19 protein-coding genes are annotated in these 19,373 nt (G+C 71.7%); 7 read left to right on the forward strand and 12 right to left on the reverse strand.

Going from position 1 to position 19,373, the window contains the following annotated elements:
• Positions 1–28 precede the first annotated feature (28 nt).
• On the forward strand, positions 29–865 hold the full coding sequence (locus ACH4SP_RS16200) for a bifunctional DNA primase/polymerase (protein ID WP_398415215.1): 837 nt from the start codon (positions 29–31) through the stop codon (positions 863–865).
• A gap of 42 nt (positions 866–907) precedes the next feature.
• Here the strand turns inward: ACH4SP_RS16200 and ACH4SP_RS16205 are convergent, their stop codons facing one another.
• From ACH4SP_RS16205 to ACH4SP_RS16235, 7 genes are all read right to left on the reverse strand, one after another.
• Positions 908–1,897 (reverse strand): hypothetical protein, encoded by a 990-nt coding sequence (locus tag ACH4SP_RS16205; RefSeq protein WP_398415217.1) that lies wholly within the window; start codon positions 1,895–1,897, stop codon positions 908–910.
• Positions 1,797–2,786, reverse strand: coding sequence for an iron uptake transporter permease EfeU (gene efeU, locus ACH4SP_RS16210; RefSeq protein ID WP_398415219.1), 990 nt, complete (start codon positions 2,784–2,786; stop codon positions 1,797–1,799). The genes ACH4SP_RS16205 and efeU overlap by 101 nt, the downstream gene beginning before the upstream one ends.
• Before the next feature lie 28 nt (positions 2,787–2,814).
• The gene (gene efeB, locus ACH4SP_RS16215) at positions 2,815–4,059 is read right to left on the reverse strand and encodes an iron uptake transporter deferrochelatase/peroxidase subunit (protein WP_398415222.1); all 1,245 of its coding nucleotides are present in this window, start codon (positions 4,057–4,059) and stop codon (positions 2,815–2,817) included.
• A 24-nt stretch (positions 4,060–4,083) separates the two neighbouring features.
• Positions 4,084–5,232 carry an iron uptake system protein EfeO gene (gene efeO / locus ACH4SP_RS16220; protein WP_398415225.1) on the reverse strand — a complete coding sequence of 383 codons (1,149 nt, stop codon included), beginning with the start codon at positions 5,230–5,232 and terminating at the stop codon, positions 4,084–4,086.
• Between the two features lie 229 nt (positions 5,233–5,461).
• Entirely contained in the window at positions 5,462–6,313 is an 852-nt protein-coding gene (locus ACH4SP_RS16225; protein ID WP_398415227.1) for a heme ABC transporter ATP-binding protein, read from the reverse strand.
• Complete coding sequence (locus ACH4SP_RS16230) at positions 6,310–7,482, reverse strand: FecCD family ABC transporter permease (protein ID WP_398415229.1); 1,173 nt, start codon at positions 7,480–7,482, stop codon at positions 6,310–6,312. The genes ACH4SP_RS16225 and ACH4SP_RS16230 overlap by 4 nt, the downstream gene beginning before the upstream one ends.
• A gap of 11 nt (positions 7,483–7,493) precedes the next feature.
• Positions 7,494–8,534 carry a hemin ABC transporter substrate-binding protein gene (locus ACH4SP_RS16235; RefSeq protein ID WP_398415232.1) on the reverse strand — a complete coding sequence of 347 codons (1,041 nt, stop codon included), beginning with the start codon at positions 8,532–8,534 and terminating at the stop codon, positions 7,494–7,496.
• 160 nt (positions 8,535–8,694) lie between these two features.
• On the opposite strand from ACH4SP_RS16235, the gene ACH4SP_RS16240 reads away from it, so the two are divergent.
• From ACH4SP_RS16240 to ACH4SP_RS16250, 3 genes are all read left to right on the forward strand, one after another.
• Positions 8,695–10,167 carry an HtaA domain-containing protein gene (locus ACH4SP_RS16240; protein ID WP_398415234.1) on the forward strand — a complete coding sequence of 491 codons (1,473 nt, stop codon included), beginning with the start codon at positions 8,695–8,697 and terminating at the stop codon, positions 10,165–10,167.
• A gap of 92 nt (positions 10,168–10,259) precedes the next feature.
• Positions 10,260–11,921, forward strand: a complete 1,662-nt coding sequence (locus ACH4SP_RS16245) for an HtaA domain-containing protein (RefSeq protein ID WP_398415236.1) — start codon at positions 10,260–10,262, stop codon at positions 11,919–11,921.
• Positions 11,922–12,207: 286 nt separating this feature from the next.
• Positions 12,208–12,864, forward strand: a complete 657-nt coding sequence (locus tag ACH4SP_RS16250) for a PhzF family phenazine biosynthesis protein (RefSeq protein ID WP_398415239.1) — start codon at positions 12,208–12,210, stop codon at positions 12,862–12,864.
• Positions 12,865–12,925: 61 nt separating this feature from the next.
• Here the strand turns inward: ACH4SP_RS16250 and ACH4SP_RS16255 are convergent, their stop codons facing one another.
• Both ACH4SP_RS16255 and map read right to left on the reverse strand, forming a co-directional pair.
• Entirely contained in the window at positions 12,926–13,576 is a 651-nt protein-coding gene (locus ACH4SP_RS16255) for a heme oxygenase (biliverdin-producing) (protein ID WP_398415241.1), read from the reverse strand.
• A 156-nt stretch (positions 13,577–13,732) separates the two neighbouring features.
• Positions 13,733–14,590: a type I methionyl aminopeptidase gene (gene map, locus ACH4SP_RS16260; RefSeq protein WP_398415243.1), complete on the reverse strand. Its 858-nt coding sequence runs from the start codon at positions 14,588–14,590 to the stop codon at positions 13,733–13,735.
• A 77-nt stretch (positions 14,591–14,667) separates the two neighbouring features.
• On the opposite strand from map, the gene ACH4SP_RS16265 reads away from it, so the two are divergent.
• Positions 14,668–14,937 (forward strand): hypothetical protein, encoded by a 270-nt coding sequence (locus ACH4SP_RS16265; protein ID WP_398415245.1) that lies wholly within the window; start codon positions 14,668–14,670, stop codon positions 14,935–14,937.
• Positions 14,938–14,965: 28 nt separating this feature from the next.
• Here the strand turns inward: ACH4SP_RS16265 and ACH4SP_RS16270 are convergent, their stop codons facing one another.
• Positions 14,966–16,255 carry an MFS transporter gene (locus tag ACH4SP_RS16270; RefSeq protein ID WP_398415247.1) on the reverse strand — a complete coding sequence of 430 codons (1,290 nt, stop codon included), beginning with the start codon at positions 16,253–16,255 and terminating at the stop codon, positions 14,966–14,968.
• Between the two features lie 218 nt (positions 16,256–16,473).
• Between ACH4SP_RS16270 and ACH4SP_RS16275 the strand changes: the two genes are divergently transcribed.
• The gene (locus ACH4SP_RS16275; RefSeq protein WP_398415249.1) at positions 16,474–17,268 is read left to right on the forward strand and encodes a site-2 protease family protein; all 795 of its coding nucleotides are present in this window, start codon (positions 16,474–16,476) and stop codon (positions 17,266–17,268) included.
• An 82-nt stretch (positions 17,269–17,350) separates the two neighbouring features.
• Here ACH4SP_RS16275 and ACH4SP_RS16280 read toward each other — a convergent pair whose 3' ends face one another.
• A complete protein-coding gene (locus ACH4SP_RS16280) occupies positions 17,351–17,536 on the reverse strand; it encodes a hypothetical protein (protein ID WP_398415251.1) in 186 nt (61 codons plus the stop codon).
• Positions 17,537–17,631: 95 nt separating this feature from the next.
• Positions 17,632–18,348 carry an NADPH-dependent F420 reductase gene (gene npdG, locus ACH4SP_RS16285; RefSeq protein WP_398415253.1) on the reverse strand — a complete coding sequence of 239 codons (717 nt, stop codon included), beginning with the start codon at positions 18,346–18,348 and terminating at the stop codon, positions 17,632–17,634.
• Positions 18,349–18,442: 94 nt separating this feature from the next.
• Here npdG and ACH4SP_RS16290 point away from each other — a divergent pair, with 94 nt between their 5' ends.
• Positions 18,443–19,063: a hypothetical protein gene (locus ACH4SP_RS16290; protein ID WP_398415256.1), complete on the forward strand. Its 621-nt coding sequence runs from the start codon at positions 18,443–18,445 to the stop codon at positions 19,061–19,063.
• Positions 19,064–19,373: the final 310 nt, after the last annotated feature.

Genomic DNA, 19,373 nt, shown 5'->3' on the forward strand with positions numbered 1-19,373 from the left:
GGGCCGACGTTTAAGGGTGAGGAGCCAGATGGGCGCGGAGTTCGGCCGCAATCGCGGCGCAGGGACAGGCTCGGATCCCGAGGCGAGGACGGGCGCGGGACAGGGTGCCCGCTCCGACCGCGCCCCGGCCGCGCAGGGCGGCCGGATCGCCCAGTGGCTGCGCCGCAGGGCCGCCGGCAGGACCGTGCCCGACACCTCCGCCGACCGTCTCGACCTGCTCCGCGCAGCCGCCGGCGCCGGGCTGCCGCTCGCCCCCGCCGCGTACCCCTCCGGCTATCGCTGTTCGTGCGAGCGCGTCGGCTGTCCGACGCCCGCCCGGCACCCCGTGTCCTTCGCCTGGCAGACCCAGTCGACCACCGACCGCGCCCAGGTCGAGCGGTGGGCGAACGCCCAGCCGCAGGCCAACTTCATCACCGCGACCGGCATGGTCCACGACGTCCTCGACGTACCGCTGGAGGCCGGTCGCGGTGCGTTGGAGCGGCTCGTCGAAGCCGGGATCGAGGTCGGTCCCGTCGCCGTGTTCGGCGAGGGCGGCAGCGAGGCCGACGCCCGCATGCTGTTCTTCACCGCGACCCGGGGCACCCCCGAGGACGAGGACGAGTGGTGGCCCTGCGAGCTGGACTGCCATCCCGAGACCATGGACGAGCATCCGGGGCTGCGCTGGCACTGCCGCGGGAGCTACGTCCTCGTACCGCCGGCCCGGCTGCCGGGCGACCTGGACGTGCACTGGGTGCGCGGCCCGGAGCACGCCCTGCCCGATCCGCTGACCCTGCTGGAGACCCTCACCGACGCCTGCGCCCGGTACGCGGACGGTGCGGGATCGGACACCGACCCGCATGCGGTGGCCTGGCCGATCGGACGCTGAACCCGAGCAACTCCCCTGGAGGCCAAGGGAGTTGTCGGAGTGTTACGAGCCGGTGGCCGCGACCAGTCCCTGGACGCGGGACTCCAGCTCCACCGCCGTGCCCGCCGCGCCCTTCTTCGGCACCAGCGCCACCTGGCTCGACACCCGTTCCTTCATCAGCGTGGACTTCGGGGTGCCGGTCATCAGCGCCCGTACGTCCGCGTTGAGGTCGAGCAGCGGTACGCCGCGGGCCGCCGTCTGCTTCTCGAAGTGGCGGGAGGCGAAGAAGACGAAGCCGCCGCCGTCCTTGGTGGCGAGCCCCACCGGGGCGAACGGGCCCGTGTTCAGCTCCTGGTCCAGGTACTGCATGGACCGGCCGACGCGCTGCGAGGCCCGCTTGCGCGAGGCCAGCCACGTGGTGGTGTCCGGGCCGGGGGCGAAGGCCGCCGAGCGGGCCGAGCCCTTGGCGGACGCGGACTGGAGGTACGTCGCGTAGGCCCGGCTCAGGTCCTTCGGCGGGATCTGCAGACCCGATTCGTCGGCGGGCACCGCCCACCCCTCGCCGTCCACCGCGAAATCGGGCAGCTCGTCCGGCCGCACCGTCAACAGGTGCGAGGCCTCCCAGAGCTGGTCCGCGCCGTCCCGTACGAACACGAGCAGCCAGCGGCTGTCGGCGCGCCCGTCGCCGCCCTCGGTGTCCCGGTTGCTGTCGGCGTCGGCGACGAACCAGCGCGGCCAGCCCGCCTTCTTCGGGATCAGGAACCGGGTGTCGGAGAGGACCAGCGGCCGGTGGTCCTTGTTGCCGCCGGGGCTCTGCTTGCGGCGGGCCTTGAGCCCCGCCTGGTTGATGGCGCCGAGCGCGCCGGTGACCCGGCCCGCGGTGAGGGCCGGGTCGTACGCCTTGTCCGCCTTGTTGTAGGCGTCCGTGAAGTCCTTGAGGGCCTGGGCGGCCTCAGCCTTCGTCGCCGCCGGGACGAGGGCCAGCTCGCCGTGCACCGTCACGCACCCGCTCGCCGTCAGCGCCAGCGCCGTCGCCGTTGCCAGCGTCGCCACTCGTCGCCTCAGTCTTCGCGTGCGCGTCCTCATGTGTCGCCCTCTGCGTCTCTGCCGTGCCCGTCGTACCAGCCGTCACCGACGTCCGGAACCCTACCGGGGCGAAGAACAGTACGAGCATGGGGACCAGGTACAGCGCCCACACCGTGACCTGGAGGACGGTCGGGTCGGGCTGGAAGTTGAAGACGCCCTTGAGGAGCGTGCCGTACCAGCTGTCCGGGGGGATCTGCTCGTTGATGTCGAAGGCCTTGTTCGACAGGCCGCCGAGGAAGCGGGCCTCCTGCAAGTCGTGGACGCCGTACGCCAGTACGCCCGCGGCGACGACGAGCAGCATCGCCCCGGTCCACGTGAAGAACTTCGCCAGGTTGATGCGTACCGCGCCCTGGTAGAACATCCAGCCGAGCAGCACCGCCGTGGCCAGGCCCAGCGCGACGCCGATCAACGGCCCGTTCGTACCGTCGCCCAGCGCCCGTACCGAGGCCCACACGAACAGCGCGGTCTCCAGGCCCTCCCGGCCCACTGCCAGAAAGGCGGTCGCCACCAGTGCGAACGTGCCCATCTGCAGGGCCGCGTCCAGCTTGCCGGTCAGTTCGGCCTTCAGGTGCCGGGCGGTGCGCCGCATCCAGAACACCATCCAGGACACCAGGGCCACCGCGACGATCGACAGCGAACCACCGAGCGCCTCCTGCGCCTCGAAGGTCAGCTCCTGCGACCCGTAGGTGAGCGCCGCGCCGAAGCCCAGTGCGATCAGCACCGCCACGGCGATGCCGGTCCACACCGGCTTCAGGGCGTCCCTGCGGTCGGTCTTCACCAGGTAGGCGACCAGGATGCAGACGACCAGGCTGGCTTCGAGGCCTTCACGCAGGCCGGTCAGGTAGTTCGCGAACACGTCGGTCCCCGACCCTTCTTGAGGAGATTCACGAGAACAGCGCCCGGCCCCACCAGTCGTCCTTGTCCCGGACGCCCGGCGGGACGGCGAAGTGCGCCGAACCCACGTGCTGGATGTACTCGTTGAGCGCGTCGGAGCGCGCCAGATTCCGCTGTACGGGGATGAACGCGTCCCGCACGTCGCGCTGGTAGGCCAGGAAGAACAGGCCCGCTTCGAGCCGGCCGAGCCCGTCCGTGCCGTCGGTGAAGGAGTAGCCCCGACGCAGCATCCGGGCACCGGAGTTGGAGTCCGGGTGCGCGAGGCGCACGTGCGAGCTCGGCAGCATCGCCTTGAGCAGCGGCTCGTCGTGCTCCTTGGACTTGCCGACCGCCGCGCCCTCGCCCTTGTCCCGGCCGAAGATGTCCTCCTGCTCGGTGAGCGAAGTCCGGTCCCAGGTCTCGATGTTCATCCGGATGCGGCGCGCCACGAGGTAGGAACCGCCCGCCATCCACGCGGCCCCGTCCTTCTCCGACGCCCACACGTGCTTGTCGAGCGTGGCGGTGTCGGTCCCGCTGACGTTGCGGGTGCCGTCCTTGAAGCCGAAGAGGTTGCGGGGGGTCTGCGCGTCCGGCGTCGTCGAGGACGTCTTGCCGAAGCCGAGCTGGGACCAGCGCACCGCGACCTTCCCGAAGCCGATCCGGGCGAGGTTGCGGATGGCGTGCACCGCGACCTGCGGGTCGTCGGCGCACGCCTGCACGCACAGGTCGCCGCCGCTGCGCGCCGGATCGAGGTTGTCGCCGGGGAACTTCGGGAGGTCGACGAGGGCCCCGGGCCGCCTGTCCTTCAGCCCGAAGCGGCCGTCGAAGAGGGACGGGCCGAAGCCGATCGTCAGCGTCAGCCGGGACGGCTTGAGGCCGAGCGCCTCGCCCGTGTCGTCCGGCGGGGCCTCCGGCTGGCCGCCGTACGCGCCCTCGCCGACCGCGTGCCCCGCCGCCAGGCGGGCGGCGGCGGCCGTCCACTCCTTCAGCAGCTGGACCAGTTCCGCCCGGTCCCTGGTCGTCACGTCGAACGCGGCGAAGTGCAGCCGGTCCGGGACCGCCGTCGCGATCCCGGCCTGGTGCGCACCGTGGAAGGGGACGGCCGCACCGCCGGAAGCGGCGGGCTGCGGGTCGTCGCCGCCGGTCAGCGCGACGGCGGCGCCGCCCGCCGCGACGGCACCGAGCGCGAGCCCGGCACCGCCCCAGCCGATCACCGAACGGCGGGACGGAGCAGGGGAGTTGACGTCTTCGGACACGGCCGGACCCTCCTCGTACGGGACTTACTTGGTGACCGCTGCGGCGAGCTTCGACAGCGGCTCGGCGAGCGCGTTCACCGCGTCACTGAGCTCCTTGCGCTGCTCCTTGCCGACCTTGTCGTACGACACGAAGTCGTACGAGGACGTGTCGGGGCGGTGCTTGTCGAGCAGCTTGTTCAGCGCGCCGAACTGCTTGTCCAGCTCGGCGGTCAGCTTCGGGTCGTTCTTCGCGGCGACCGGCTTGAGCAGCGTGTACGACTTCTCGGCGCCCTCGACGTTGGCCTTGAAGTCGACGAGGTCGGTGTGGCTGTAGCGCTCCTCCTCGCCGGTGACCTTGCCGGTGGCGACCTCGTCGAGGAGCTCCTTGGCGCCGTTGGCCATCGAGGTCGGGGTGATCTCGGCGGTGCCGACCTTCTTCACCCAGGTGTTCAGGTCCTTCATCAGGGTGTCCGCGAGCTTCTTCTCCGCGTCCCCGATCTTCTTGTCCTGCCACAGCGCCTTCTCCAGGCGGTGCCAGCCGGTCCACGGCTTGCCGGTCTCCTCGACGCCGTCCTCGCGCAGGTCCACCATCGGGTCGATGTCGCCGAACGACTCGGCGACCGGCTCGGTGCGCTCCCAGCCGATGCGCGAGGGCGCGTACGCCTTCTTCGCGGCCTCCAGATCGCCGGCCTTCACCGCGTCGGCGAACACCTGCGCCTTGGGCAGCGTCTGCTCCGCCTGCTCGCGGACGTAGGTGCGGTACGCGGCGACCGCGGCGTCCTGCTCCGGGCTGCGCTTCGCGGCGGTGCCGCCGCTGACGGTGATCTTCTGCCGGATGCCGTCGCCCTTCATGCCGGGCTTGCAGGCGATCTCGTACGAACCGGCCTTGATCTCCGCCGTCAGGTCCGCCTTCGTGCCGGGGAGGATGTTCTCGCGCTCGGTGACGATGCGGTCGTCGGGGAACAGGACGTACACCTCGGTGACCTTGGTGCCCTTGTTCTCCACCGCCAGCTCGACCTTCCCGGCGGGGAGCTCCTTCTTCGACACCTCGCAGGAGTCGTCCTTGGCGACGACCCGGACCGCGCCGTCGGCGCCGCCGCCCTTGGCGTCGCTCTTCTCTGCGCAGCCGGTCACGGCGGTGAGGGCGGTCGCGGCGGCGACCGCGGTGAGGACGGAGAGACGTGCGGGACGCATCAGGGGACTCCACGCGGGGTGAAAGGCGGGGCGGAAGATCGACGAGGTCATGAGGAAGTCGCCGACGGGGACTACGAGGCCCTCAGGTCTACTGAGGCTTACCTAAGTTAAGCGCCCTTTACCCCGGACATAACCACCCGTGCAGTGATTCAGATCTCACCTGGACCCCCATGAGTACGAGGCGGTCACGGGGATCCCATGGCCGCCTCGTCGTCGGGTCAAGTCCGGGTCAAATCCGCTGTGCGGCCCTCCTGGGGATCACCAGCGGGGCGCCGGTGCGCGGGTGCTCAAGCACCTCGACCGGCTGCCGGTAGACCCGGCTCAGCAGGTCCTCGCCGAACACCTCGGCGGGCGGCCCGCACACCGCGATCCGCCCGTCGTGCAGGACGGCAGCCCTGTCCGCGTACGCCGCCGCGAGCCCGAGATCGTGCAGTACGACGACCACCGCGTCCCCCGCGGCCGCCCGCTCCCGGCAGATCCGCAGCACCAGCTCCTGGTGGCGCAGGTCGAGCGCGGCGGTCGGCTCGTCGAGCAGGAGCACGGGGGCGCGCTGCGCCAGGACGCGGGCGAGCGCGACCCGGGCCCGCTCGCCGCCGGACAGCGCCGAGAACGGGCGCGGCCCGAACCCGGCGACCTCGGTGGCCGCCATGGCCTCCGCGACCGCCGCGTCGTCCTCGTCCTCCCGCGGGGTGCCCGCCCAGGGCGCGCGCCCCATCCGTACGACGTCCTCGACGGGGAAGGGGAAGGAGAGCGCCGCCGACTGGGGGAGCACGGAGCGGCGCAGGGCCAGCTCCGGTGCGCTCCAGTCGCCGACGGGCCTGCCGTCGATCCGTACCGTGCCCGCGGCGGCGGGGAGATCGGCGGCCACCGCCGCCAGCAGGGTCGACTTCCCCGCCCCGTTGGGGCCGACGAGAGCGAGGACCTCGCCCGCCCTGGCCTCCAGGTCGATGCCGGAGAGCACCTCGCGCTGCCCGAGCCGCACGTGCAGGGCGGACACCTCGACGGCGGCGGTGCCGCGCGCGGCGGGGGAGGGGAGGCTGCGGGTGCGCCCCGGGGAGAGCAGGGACTTCCACGCGATCATGCCCAACCACCTTGCTTGCGACGGGTCCTGCGCAGCAGCCAGAAGAAGAACGGACTGCCGAAGAGCGCGGTCAGCACACCCAGCGGAAGCTCCGCGGGGCTGGCGACCGTACGGGCCGCGAGGTCACCGGCGAGCAGTACGAGCGCGCCGCCCAGGGCGCTGCCGGGGACCAGGAAGCGGTGTCCTGGCCCGTTGGCCATCCGCAGCAGGTGCGGGACGAGCAGACCGACGAAGGTGATGATGCCCGCCACGGCGACGGCGGCGGCCGTCAGCAGGGCCACCACCAGGACCAGGACCATGCGCAGCTTCTCGACGTCCACGCCCAGGTGCCTGGCCGGGCGCTCGCCGAGCGCGAGGAGGTCCAGCTTCCCCGCGTAGAACGGCGCGACGAGCAGTCCGAGCAGTGCGCACGGCAGGACGGCGAGGACCTTCGGCCAGGTGGCCTGGGCGAGCGAGCCGAGCTGCCAGAAGGTGATCTGGGTGATCTGCGCGTTGTCCGCGAAGAAGATGGCCAGGCCGATCAGGGCGCCCGCGAAGGCGTTCACCGCGATGCCGGTGAGGATCAGGGTGACCACTTCGGTACGGCCGCCCGAACGCGACAGCACGTACACCAGCAGCACGGTGACCAGACCGGCGACGAACGCGCAGAACGTCACCGTCCAGTTGCCGAAGAAGCTCAGGCCCAGCGCGATCGAGGCGACCGCGCCGACCGCCGCACCGGCCGAGATGCCGATGACGCCGGGCTCCGCGAGCGGATTGCCGAAGACGCCCTGCATCAGCGCGCCCGCGCAGCCCAGCGAGGCGCCGACGAGGAGGGCGAGGACGACGCGGGGCAGCCGGATGTTCCACAGCACGCTCTCGCCGACCCGGTCGAGCGGTGCGCCGCCGAGCCCGATGCGGTGCTGCACGGAGGCGAGGACGTCGCCGGGGGAGATGTGGTAGGTGCCGAGCCCGGCCGAGACGAGGGCCAGGACGAGGACGGCGAGGGAGAGGGCGACGGTGAGGGTGAAGGTGGTGCCGCGGCGCCTTCTGGCGGGGGCCTTGGCGGGGTTCTCGGCCGCCTCGGGGGTCGACTCCCTTGCGGGGGAGGCCGGTTGGGGCTCCGGGCGGGCAGGGACGTCCGGAGCCCCCTCGCCGGAGGTCCGGGCGGTGTCGGAGGTGGTGGTCACCGGGTCACTGCTCACTTCCCGGCCGCCGGGGCGTACAGCTGGTCGACGAGGGACTTGAGGACCTGGTCCGTGCGCGGGCCGTAGTTGAGCAGCACGCCGTCGTCGACGGAGACGATGCGCCGGTCCACGCCGGCCGGGGTCTCGGCGACCCCGGGGACCTTGAGGAGGCCCTCCACGCCGTTGACGGACGTGAGCCCCTTGCTCATCACGAGGATCGCGTCGGGCGCGGCCTTCACCAGTGCCTCGCTCGTGATCGCGGTGAAGTCCTTGTTCAGTCCGGAGTCCTTGCCCGCGTCGATCGCACCGGCCGCCTCCAGGAGCGAGGCCGCCCCGGAGTCGCGCCCGCCGAGCAGGTACACGGACGCCGAACCGCGCAGGTAGAGGAAGGTCACCCGCGGCTTCTTGCCGTCCTTCGGCTTCGGGATGTCCTTCTGGACGGCGGCGATGCGCTCCTGGGTCCGCTTCTTGAGCGCGGCACCGGCCGGCTGCACGCCCAGGGCGGCGGCGACCGCGTCGATGCGCCTGTCGACGTCGGCCAGTTCCTTGGCGGGCTTCACGACGACGAGCGGAATGCCCGCATCGCGGATCTGCTCGACGGCCTCGGCGGGCCCGGTGGTGGTGTCGGCGAGGACGACCGTCGGCTTCAGGGAGAGCACGCTCTCCGCCGACACGTCGTGCGCACGTGTCACTACCGGGAGGGCCTTTGCCTGCTCGAAGGTGGCGGTGATGTCGCGGGCGACGACGTTCTTCCCGAGGCCGAGGGTGAAGACGATCTCGTTCAGGCTGCCGGTCAGCGGCACGATCCGGTCGGTGGAGGCGACCTTGACCTGCTTGCCGTCGGCGGACGCGACCGTGACGGGCAGTCGGGGCGCGGGCGCGGCGGCGAGCGGCTCGACGCGGTCGGGGGCCTGCCGGGTCTCCGGTTTGGTCTCCGCGGCGGGGTCCGCCGTCGTACCCGTACCGCATCCGGTGGCGGCGACGGCGAGGGCGAGCACGGATATCAGTGCGCCTGCCAGGCGTGAGGGACGCGGGGACGCGGCTGGCGTTCGCACGGAGTGCACCGTCCTGTTCTCTGCGGCCGGCCGAAGGGGCCGGTGTGGCGGGGGAGTTTTGCCTGCCCGGCTGATTCGTACGGATCCGAAGGGTTCCGGACCAGGTCGGGCATAGCTTAGGTTAGCCTTACCTCGCTCGCTAGACCTCGGAGGGACCCTGATGTTGTCGTCCAGACCGGCCCGCGCATTCGCCGTCGCGCTCATCGCGGCCGTGCTGGGAGCCCTGCTCCCGGCCACCGCAGCCAGTGCGGCAGCGCGCACCGTACAGGGCGGCAGGCTCGACTGGGGGATCAAATCATCCTTCCAGAGTTACGTCACCGGGCCCATAGCCAAGGGGAACTTCACGCTCCAGAGCGGGGCCGCGACCGTCGGCGGCAGTCAGTTCCGCTTCCACTCGGCCTCCGGTTCGTACGACCCGGACAGCGGGGCGCTCAACTCCGGCTTCTCCGGCGGAGTGCGCTTCACCGGCCACCAGAAGCCGGACGGCAGCCACGAGCTCGACCTCACCATCAGCCGTCCCACCGTCAGGATCTCCGGCGGCAGCGGCACCCTCTTCGCCGACGTCACCAGCAAGGCCAAGAGCACGGGCAAGGTGACCAGCTCCGCGCAGATCCCGCTCGCCTCGCTCGCGGTCGGCGGCATCAACATGTTGGGCGGCGGCAGCCCGGTCGCCCTCAACAACGTTCCCGCGACGCTGACTTCACAGGGCGCGACCGCCTTCGCCGGCTACTACACGGCGGGCACCGCACTCGACCCGGTCAGCCTGTCGGCGGACGTGGCGGCGGGTGCGCAGGAACCGGCGAAGACCCCGGACGCGAAGAAGCCCGACGAGTCGAAGGCCCCCGAGGAGAAGGACAAGGACGGCGAGAAGGCGTCCGGCGCCTTCAAGGACGCGGCCGTCGACTGGGGCGTGCGGCGCACCTTCCGCGAGTACGTCACAGGGCCCATCTCCAAGGGCAAGTGGGACCTGGCCGACGGCGCGCTGGACGGCGGCGCACTCTTCCGCTTCCCGCAGGGCAAGGGCTCGTACGACAGCACGAAGCAGACCCTCGACGCGGCCTTCGCGGGCAGCGTCCGCTTCTCCGGCGCGCACCTGGACCTGACGCTCTCGAAGGTCGGCGTCAAGGTCGCGGACGGCAAGGGCACCCTGGTCGCCGACGTCGCGAGCAAGGACCTCCAGTCGAAGAAGGACACGCAGTCGGCCGCCGTGCCGCTGGTCACCTTCGAGGCGAAGGCGCTGACCGCCAAGGACGGCCTGGTCAACCTGGCCGAGGCCCCGGCGACGCTGACCGAGCAGGGCGCGAAGGCGTTCGGCTCGATGTACAAGGCGGGCACCGGGATGGACCCGGTGTCGCTGGCCGTCGCCGTCGACGACAAGGCGAAGTTGCCGGCCCTGCCGGACCTGGGCAGCGACCCGAAGACACCTGCTGCGGGCGCCGGTTCGGAGAAGAAGTCCTCCGAGGCGCCGAAGACGGCGAACACCTCCTCCTCCGCCGCTTCCTCTTCGTCGAACACCGGGATGTACATCGCCATCGGTGCGGTCGTCCTGGTGCTGGCGGCCGGGGCCGTGCTCTTCGTGGTCCGCAGGCGCGGCAGTGGCGGTGGCACCGGCACCGGCACCGCCGCGAGCTGACCCCCGAACCCCCTTCACTTTCTCTTCCTCCCTCTCCCTCTCCCTCTCCCTCTCCCTCCTCCCCCCCCCGCTTCTTTAGGAGTCCCCGGAACATGGCAGCCAACCGTCGTCCGATAGCCCTCGCCGCAGCCGTAGCCACGGTTGCCGCCGTCGGTGCCACCGCCTTCGCCCTTCCGGCCACCGCCGCCGAAGCGCCCGCCGGGCCCCCCGCCCAGATCAAGCTGAAGGACGGCACGCTGGACTGGGGCTTCAAGGAGTCCTTCCGCAAGTACCTGGCCTCGCCGTTCTCCGGCGGCAAGATCACGGTTGCCGGTGGTGCCAAGCAGGCCGCGAACAACGGTGCGTTCACCTTCGTCGACGGCGTCGGCACGTACGACATGAAGACGCACGGCACGAAGACCGGCTTCAAGGGCTCGGTGCACTTCACCGCCCACGAGGGCGTCCTCGACGTCACCCTCTCCGACCTGAAGGTCGCCACGGCGGGCACGACCGGTGCGATCACCGCCGACGTCAGGTCGAAGCCGATGGGCAGCAAGGAGTTCGTCGTCCAGGACGACGTGGAACTCGCCGCACTCGACCTGTCCGCGGTGAAGCCCGGCCAGGGCGCCGGCGGGGCGATGGTCTTCAAGGACATTCCGGCGACGCTGACGAAGGCGGGCTCGACGGCGTTCAACGGCCAGTACAAGGAGGGCGACAAGCTCGACCCCGCGACGCTCTCGGTGGTGGCCGACAAGGGCGGCGAGCCGACGAAGCCGCCGGTGGACCCGACGAAGCCGCCGGTCGACCCGACCAAGCCGCCCGTGGATCCGACGAAGCCCCCGGTCGACCCGACCAAGCCGCCGGTCGACCCGACCGCGCCTCCGACGACCGACCCCGGCCAGACCAAGCCGCCGGTCGACCCGCCGGTCGAGGCCGAGCAGGGCGCGATCGTCGACGGCAACCTCGACTGGGGCGTACTGGGCCGCTTCCGCGACTACGTCACGGGCCCGATCGCGCACGGCAAGGTCGAGCTCTCCGGGGGCGCGGTGAAGTCCGGCGACGGCTTCCGCTTCCCGAAGGGCAAGGGCTCCTTCGACGGTGAGAAGCAGAACCTCTCCGCGTCCTTCGACGGCAAGGTCCGCTTCGTCGGCCACGAGGAGGGCGGCGCGTACACCCTCGACCTCAACTTCTCGGCGCTGAAGGTCGAGGTGAAGGGCGGCAAGGGAACGCTGGTCGCCGACGTGTCGACGAAGGACCGGGCGACGAAGAAGGTCGAGACCTTCAAGGCGCTGACGATCGCGGACCTGACCCCGGCCGGTGAACTGTCCGTCGTGGACGGCGTGGTGAAGCTCGCGGGCGTGCCGGCGAAGCTGACGGCGGGCGGCTCGAAGGCGTTCGGCGGGATGTACAAGGCGGGCCAGGAGATGGACGCGCTGACGGTCGCGGTCTCGGTGGACAAGGACGCGCAGCTGCCGGGCGGCTCCGCCGGTGGGGCGGGGGGCTCCACGGGAGGCTCCACGGGTGGCTCCACGGGTGGTGCGGGTACGACCGGTGGCACCGGTACCGCGGGCACGGTCGGTGGCGGCAGTGTCGGTGGCGGCAGTGTCGGTGGGGGCCTGGGCGGTGGCTCGGTCGGCGGCAACCTGGCGGCTACGGGGTCTTCGGCGCCGTCGGGTGCGCTGATGGGTGCGGCGGGGGCGCTGGCTGTGGCCGGCGGAGCCGTGGTGTTCGCGGCGCGGAAGCGGCGGATGGTGACGGGGAACGAGCAGGGCTGAGCGGTCTGATCGGGGGCGTGCGGTCGGGAGGGGCGTGCCGCGGTGGGGGGCCGCCCCCTTGCCCACCCGTCCCGCCCCCGGGGGGCGGCCCCGCTGCCCAAGGAGGCTGGGGGTCGGCGGCGTCAGCCGCCCAAGGGGCTAGGGGGCAGGCAGTTAGGGGCGCGGGGAACTGCGCGATCAGCCACGACGTGCCCGCGCGATGAACACCTGCCCGGCGGCCAGCCACGACGCACCCGCACGATGTCCCCCGCCCCGCGCCCAAGCGACCCGTGCTTCAATTCCGTCCGTGAACGACCTCGAAGTACTGCACGTGTTCTGCGCCCCCGACGGCACCCACGGCAACGCCCTCGGTGTCGTGCGGGACGCGCCCCGTACTCATCCCGATCCGGCTGCCCGGCAGGCCCGTGCCCGTGAACTCGGGTTCAGCGAGACCGTGTTCGTCGACGACCCCGAGCGCGGGGTCGTCGACATCTACACGCCCACCCTCCGGCTCCCCTTCGCCGGGCACCCCCTCGTCGGCGCCGCCTGGCTGCTCGACATCGAGGTGCTGGAGCTGGCCGTCGGCGAGATCTTCGCGCGCCAGGACGGCGAGTTCACCTGGATCACGGCGCGCGCCGAGTGGGCGCCGCCGCGCGCACTCCGGCAGTACGCCACCGCAGCCGAGGTGGACGCCCTCCCCACGCCCCCGCCGGGCGAGGGCTGGCTGTACGCGTGGGCCTGGGAGGACGAGGCCGCCGGGCGTGTCAGGGCCCGCGCCTTCCCCCGTCGCGGCGACGGCATCGACGAGGACGAGGCGACGGGGGCCGCCGCCCTCCTCCTCACCGCACAGCTCGGCCGTGCCCTCAACATCCGGCAGGGGAAGGGCTCCCAGCTCCTCACCGCCCCGGGCCCGGACGGCCTGATCGAGCTGGGCGGGCGCGTCCGGTTCGCCGTTCAGGTGTGAGCGGACGCACGAGAGGCCCGCGTCGACACCGACGCGGGCCTCTCTCACGTACCGTCAAAAGCTACGCACTGAGCGGGAATTCACCGCCCAGCTCCCTGAACACCGCCCCGTTGAAGTCGAAGGCCCGCTTGCACTCCTCGATGATGCGCTTCTTCTCCAGGTCGTCCGTGGCGATGGAGTCGAGCAGCTCCCGGTAACCCCGCTTGAACGCGGCCGGGTTGGAGACGCCCTCGAAGACGTAGAAGCGGACGCCGTCGCCCTTGCGCTCGAAGCCCCAGGTCTTCTCGGCCTTGTCGCGGATGATCTGGCCGCCCGACAGGTCGCCCAGGTAGCGCGTGTAGTGGTGGGCGACGTAGCCGCCCGGCCAGGTGACCGCGCACTCGGTGACACGTGCCGCGTACGCCGCTGTCGCGGGGAGGGCCACGATGGTGTCGCGCCAGTTCTCGCCGCGCAGGTGCGTCAGGTCGCGCTCCAGCTCGGCGACGCGCATCAGCTCGGGCTGTATGAACGGGCCGGCGACCGGGTCGTTCCGCAGGGAATCGGCGGCGTCCTCAAGGGCCTTGTAGACGAACCACAGCTGCTCGGTGTAGCGCGTGTACGCGTCCACGCCGAGCCTGCCGCCGAGGAGGTCGCTCATGAACGTCGAGGTCTCCGCCTCCGTGTGCTGCTCGTGCGAGGCGACACGGATCTGGGTGGAGAAGAGGGTGTCCAAAGCGGACCTCCGGGGACAGAGCGGACGGGACGAGAAGAGCGGTGGTGGCAGCAGTGGCACCCGCCACCACCGATCTTCCCTGCTTAGGCTTACCTAAGTCAACCGGTTCCCGACGCCCTGTCGGTAAAAAAGCCCCGGCCCCCGGCGGGGGCAGGACTACGGCAGCGTCAGGATGTCCGCCCCGGTCTCCGTCACCACCAGCGTGTGCTCGAACTGCGCGGTGCGCCTGCGGTCCTTGGTGACGACCGTCCAGCCGTCCTCCCACATGTCGTACTCGTGCGTCCCCAGGGTGAGCATCGGCTCGATCGTGAAGGTCATGCCGGGCTGCATCACCGTCGTCGCGTGCGGGCTGTCGTAGTGCGGCACGATCAGACCGGAGTGGAAGGACGTCGAGATGCCGTGACCGGTGAAGTCCCGTACGACGCCGTACCCGAAGCGCTTGGCGTACGACTCGATGACCCGGCCGATGATGTTGATCTGGCGGCCGGGCCTGACCGCCTTGATCGCGCGGTTGAGGGACTCCCTGGTTCGCTCGACCAGCAGCTTCGACTCCTCGTCGACGTCGCCGCAGAAGTAGGTGGCGTTGTTGTCGCCGTGCACGCCGTTGAGGTAGGCGGTGACGTCGAGGTTCACGATGTCGCCGTCCTTGAGGACGGTCGAGTCGGGGATGCCGTGGCAGATGACCTCGTTGACCGAGCTGCACAGCGACTTCGGATAGCCCCGGTAGCCGAGGGTCGAGGGGTACGCCCCGTGGTCCACCATGAACTCGTGCGCGACCCGGTCGAGCTCGTCGGTGGTCACGCCGGGCGCGATGTGCTTGGCGGCCTCCTCCATCGCCTGCGCGGCGATGCGGCCCGCGATGCGCATCCGCTCGACGGTGTCGGAGTCCTGGACCTCGGGCCCTGTGTACGGCGTGGGCGCGGGTTTCCCGACGTACTCGGGGCGCCGGATGTTGCCGGGGACGGAACGGATGGGAGAGAGCTCCCCTGGTACGAGCAGCGACTGGCCAGACATGCCGACGAGTCTAGCCAGCGCAGCGGGGGCACTATGGCGACAGAGACGACCGGCCCGCGACACGAGGAGTCAAGGCGATGGCCCTGTTCAAACGACGTACCGTCGGCAAGCCCGGCGAGTGGTTCTACTGCCTGGAGCACCAGACCGTCGAGGAGGGCCCGCAGTGCCCCTCGAAGGACCGCTTCGGGCCGTACGCCAGCCGGGAGGAGGCGCAGCGCGCCATGACGACGGCCCGCGAGCGCAACCTGGAGTGGGAGAACGACCCGAAGTGGCACGACAAGGGGTCCCAGCAGGGCGAGGGACAGGGCGAGGGACCGGGTGAGGAGCCGGGGGGAACCCGGACCTGAGAAACCCGCCCCCGCCCCCCGGCCGCCGCTACGCCGCCGTACGGGCCTGCTCCGCCTCCCGCTGGGCCCGGCGGCGTACCGCGTCCTCGTCCGTCTCCGAGTCGTACGACATCAGCTTGGGCAGTACGGCGGCCAGCAGGCCCACCGCGACGACGCACGCCGCGCCGCCGCTCCACACCGCGCCCCGTACGCCCGTCCAGCCCGCGACCGCGCCGGAGCGGACCTGGCCGAGCTGCGGGCCGCAGCTGTAGGACAGGATCTCGATGCCGGCCAGCCGGCCGCGCAGCTCCTCGGGGATGGTCTGGTTCCAGATGGTGGAGCGGCCGAGTCCGCTGAGCATGTCGCCGGCGCCCGCGAAGGCGATGCAGAGCAGCACCAGCCAGATGTTGCTGCTCCAGCCGGCGGCGGTCATGGCGAGACCCCAGCCGGCCGCGCCGAACACCACCAGCCGTCCGTGCCTGCGCACCTTCGACGCCCAGCCGCTGGTCAGCCCGACCACGCACGCGCCGAGCGGCATCGCCGCGTACATCAGGCCGAGCGACCACTCGGCGTCCAGGTCCTTCGCGAGGAAGGGGAAGATCGCGTTCGGGAACGCGAAGAACATCGCGGCCAGGTCGATCGCGTACGTACCGAGCAGCACCGGCTTGCTCCACGCGTACCGGGCGCCCTCCGCGATGCCGCGCAGCGACGGCTTCTCCGCGTCGTGCGAGGGCGGGGCGGGGGAGAGCCGCAGACACATCACGACGGATGCGGCGAACCCGGCGATGGTGACGGCGTACGCGGTGGGCGTGCCCGCCGACGCCACGACGAACCCGGCGAGCGAGGGCCCTGCGATCGCCCCGACCTGCCAGCGCAGCGCGTTGAGGGCAGCGGCGGCGGTCAGCTGGTCGTGCGGCACGATCCGGGCCATCAGCGAGTCCAGCGCCGGGCGCTGGAGCCCGGCGAGGGCGGCGACCCCGGCGGCGACCACGTACAGCGGCCAGAGCATCGGCTCCGGGAGGAGCGCGTTGACCAGCAGGATCCCGGCCAGTACGCAGAGCCCGGCCTCGGTCAGCAGGATTATCCGCTTCCGGTCGACGGCGTCGGCGAGCGCACCTCCGTACAGCCCGAAGACGATCAGCGGGACCAGCTCGACGGCCCCGATCGCACCGACGGCCAGCGGGGAATCGGTGAGGTGCGCGATCTGCAGCGGCAGCGCGACGAGCGCCATGGAACTGCCGAAGAACGCCACGAGACCCTGCACCCACAACAGGCGGAAGTCGGCGGACGAGCGCCAGGGGGAGAGGTCGGGAAGGAGAGAGGAAAGCTTTCGGGACACGAAGGTTCATGCTGCGGGGAGATGGATTGAATAGGCAACTTGTTTTCGGGGAGAGGCAGCCGCGGTGCACCTGGGCCCACTGCTCCGGTGCGCCCGGGCCCGCCGCCCGGAACCCCCGCCCCGCTCCCGGACGTTCACCCCGCAACACCGGTACGGTCGAGCCGCCGGAACCCGCACTCCCGTACCTCCGCGCCCGCCCACTCCCAGGAGCCGCCCCCATGACCACCGCCATCAGCCGCAGGGACCGCCGGGTCAGCCCGGTCTTCCTCGGCATCGTCGCCGTCATGGCGGTCACGGGATGGGCCGTCTGGACAGACTTCGCGGCCGCCCCCGGCATCGCCGTGTTCCTGTTCGTGACGTCCGCCTGGATCGTCTCCCTCTGCCTGCACGAGTACGCGCACGCCCGCACCGCCCTGCACAGCGGCGACATCACCATCGGCGCGAAGGGCTACCTCACCCTCAACCCGCTCAAGTACACCCACGCCCTGCTCAGCATCGTGCTGCCGATCGTCTTCGTGATCCTGGGCGGCATCGGCCTGCCCGGCGGCGCCGTCTTCATCGAGCGGGGCCGCATCCAGGGCCGCTGGAAGCACAGCCTGATCTCCGCCGCGGGACCGCTCACGAACGTACTGTTCGCCATCGTCTGCACGGCGCCGTTCTGGCTGGACGCCCTGGACGGCGTCCCGCTCGCCTTCCGCTTCGCGCTCGCCTTCCTGGCCCTGCTCCAGGTGTCCGCGGCGCTCCTGAACTTCCTGCCGGTGCCGGGGCTCGACGGGTACGGCGTGATCGAGCCCTGGCTCTCGTACAAGATCCGGCGGCAGATCGAGCCGTACGCGCCCTTCGGGCTGCTGTTCGTCTTCGCGCTGCTGTGGGTGCCGGAGGTCAACCGGGTGTTCTTCGACGTGATCTACGCGCTCACGGGCGGACTCGGGGTGAGCGAGGCGGAGGCGTACTGCGGGCGCGACCTGTTCCAGTTCTGGCAGGACACGAACCCGTTCTGCGCCGTTCGCTAGGCGGGGCAGGCGGGGCAGGCGGGGCAGGCGGGGCAGGCGGGGCAGGCGGGGCAGGCGGGGCCTACGCGGAGGCCGGAGGGGCCTACGCGGAGGCGGAAGCCGCCTTCTCCACCTTCGCCTTGCGCACGTAGTACCAGGTCATGTTCGACGAGACGCCGGCCAGCAGGACCCACACGATGCCGAGCAGGTTGCCCTCGGCGAAGGAGACCACTGCCGCGGCGACCGACAGGAGGCAGACGACCAGGGCGTACAGAGCGAGGCGGGGCATGGGGGACGTCTCCTGTCCGAGTAACGAGGGGTGCTGCGGGGTGTCGCGGGGTGCTGCGGTGCTGCCCGTCCAGTGTCCCCCATGCCCGGATCGCCTTATACGTCGGTCACGCGCAGACCCGCGTGCGCCTTGTAGCGGCGGTTCACCGAGATCAGGTTGGCCACCAGCGACTCCACCTGGTGGGCGTTGCGGAGGCGTCCCGCGAAGACGCCGCGCATGCCGGGGATGCGGGCGGCCAGCGCCTGTACGAGGTCGGTGTCGGCGCGCACCTCGCCCAGCACCATCACATCGGTGTCGATCTCCTCGACCGCCGGGTCCTGGAGCAGGACGGCGGAGAGGTGGTGGAAGGCGGCCGTGACGCGCGAGTCCGGGAGGAGGGCGGCGGCCTGCTCGGCGGCGCTGCCCTCTTCGGGCTTCAGGGCGTACGCGCCCTTCTTGTCGAAGCCGAGCGGGTTCACGCAGTCGATCACGAGCTTGCCCGCGAGCTCCTCGCGCAGCGATTCGAGGGTCTTGGCGTGGCCGTCCCACGGCACGGCCACGATGACGATGTCGCTGCGGCGGGCGCACTCGGCGTTGTCCGCGCCCTCGACGCCGAGGCCCAGCTCGTCGGCGGCGGACCGCGCGCGCTCGGCGGCGCGCGAACCGATGATCACCTTCTGGCCGGCCCGCGCCAGCCGGTAGGCGAGGCCGCGGCCCTGGTCGCCGGTGCCGCCGAGGACGCCGACGACGAGACCGGAGACGTCGGGCAGGTCCCACGGGTCCTTGACCGGCTTGGGAGCGGCGGTCTTGCCGCTGTCTGTGGTGGAAGTCATGGCCCGACCCTACTTGCAGGTAGTGGGGCTCGTTCGAGTGAGCCGAGGTCTTGTCCGGACACGCCGCGGCCGCCCGCGCGCGAGGATCTCCCCCATGGATGCCGTGAGGGTCGCACTGCTGCGAGAGGTCCTGGCCGGTACGGAATGGCTCGGCGCGACGAGACGGTTCGCCGGGCTGCTGAGGGCGTCCGTCTCGCCGCCGGGCAGCGGCGGTCTGCTGCTGGTCGGGACGAGGACGTACGAACCGTGGCACCTGGCCGCACACCTGATGGACGAGGCCGCCTGGTCCGGTCTGCCGACGCTGGCCCCGACCCTCGTGCGCCACGAGGTGGGACCGCACGACCCGGCCCACCTGTCGGTGGGCCTGGGACGGCTGGGGGCGGCGGGGCGCGGGGAGACCCTGCTGGTGGTGGGGCCGGGAGGAACGGGCCCGGGGGAGGACCTGCTGGAACGGGTGGACGACGTACGCCGCGCGGGAGCCACGGTACTGGCCCTGACGGGCGACGGGGCGGGTGAACTGGCCTCCCTCGCCCATGAGTTGCTGGTGGTGCCGGACGGGGCGGAGGTCGACCTGGACACGGTGCAGCACCTGGTGAGCGCGGCAGCGGGCGAGAACGCGGGCCGAATGCCGGGCCGCCCCGGCGGAACCCGCTTCCGCGACAGGGCGGCGAGGCTGGGAGAGAGGCTGGTGGGACCGCCGCCGGAGAGGTGGTGAAGGGACTGCACCACGTCCCGACGGCAACTTCTACCGGGCCCGTCGGCCCTGCCCACCTCGGCGCCGAGTCCGGCGGCAACTCGTACTGCGTCCCGTCCGGCCCGGCGCTGTGTCCCGGCAGTCCCCGTCACGGCGCCCCTGACGGCAACCCGCACCGGGCCCCGGTGGCCCGTGGCTGTGTCCCGACAGCAACACGCCCCGCCTCCGGGCTCGGAGGAGGCCCCGGCGCTGTGTTCTGGCGGCCCTGTACTGCGCTTCGGCGGTTTCGGTGCCGAGTCGGGCGGCAGCTCGTACTGCGTCCTGTCCGGCC

The organism is Streptomyces sp. NPDC021093 (genome assembly GCF_044333135.1).
In the GTDB taxonomy this organism is placed as follows: Bacteria; Actinomycetota; Actinomycetes; order Streptomycetales; family Streptomycetaceae; genus Streptomyces.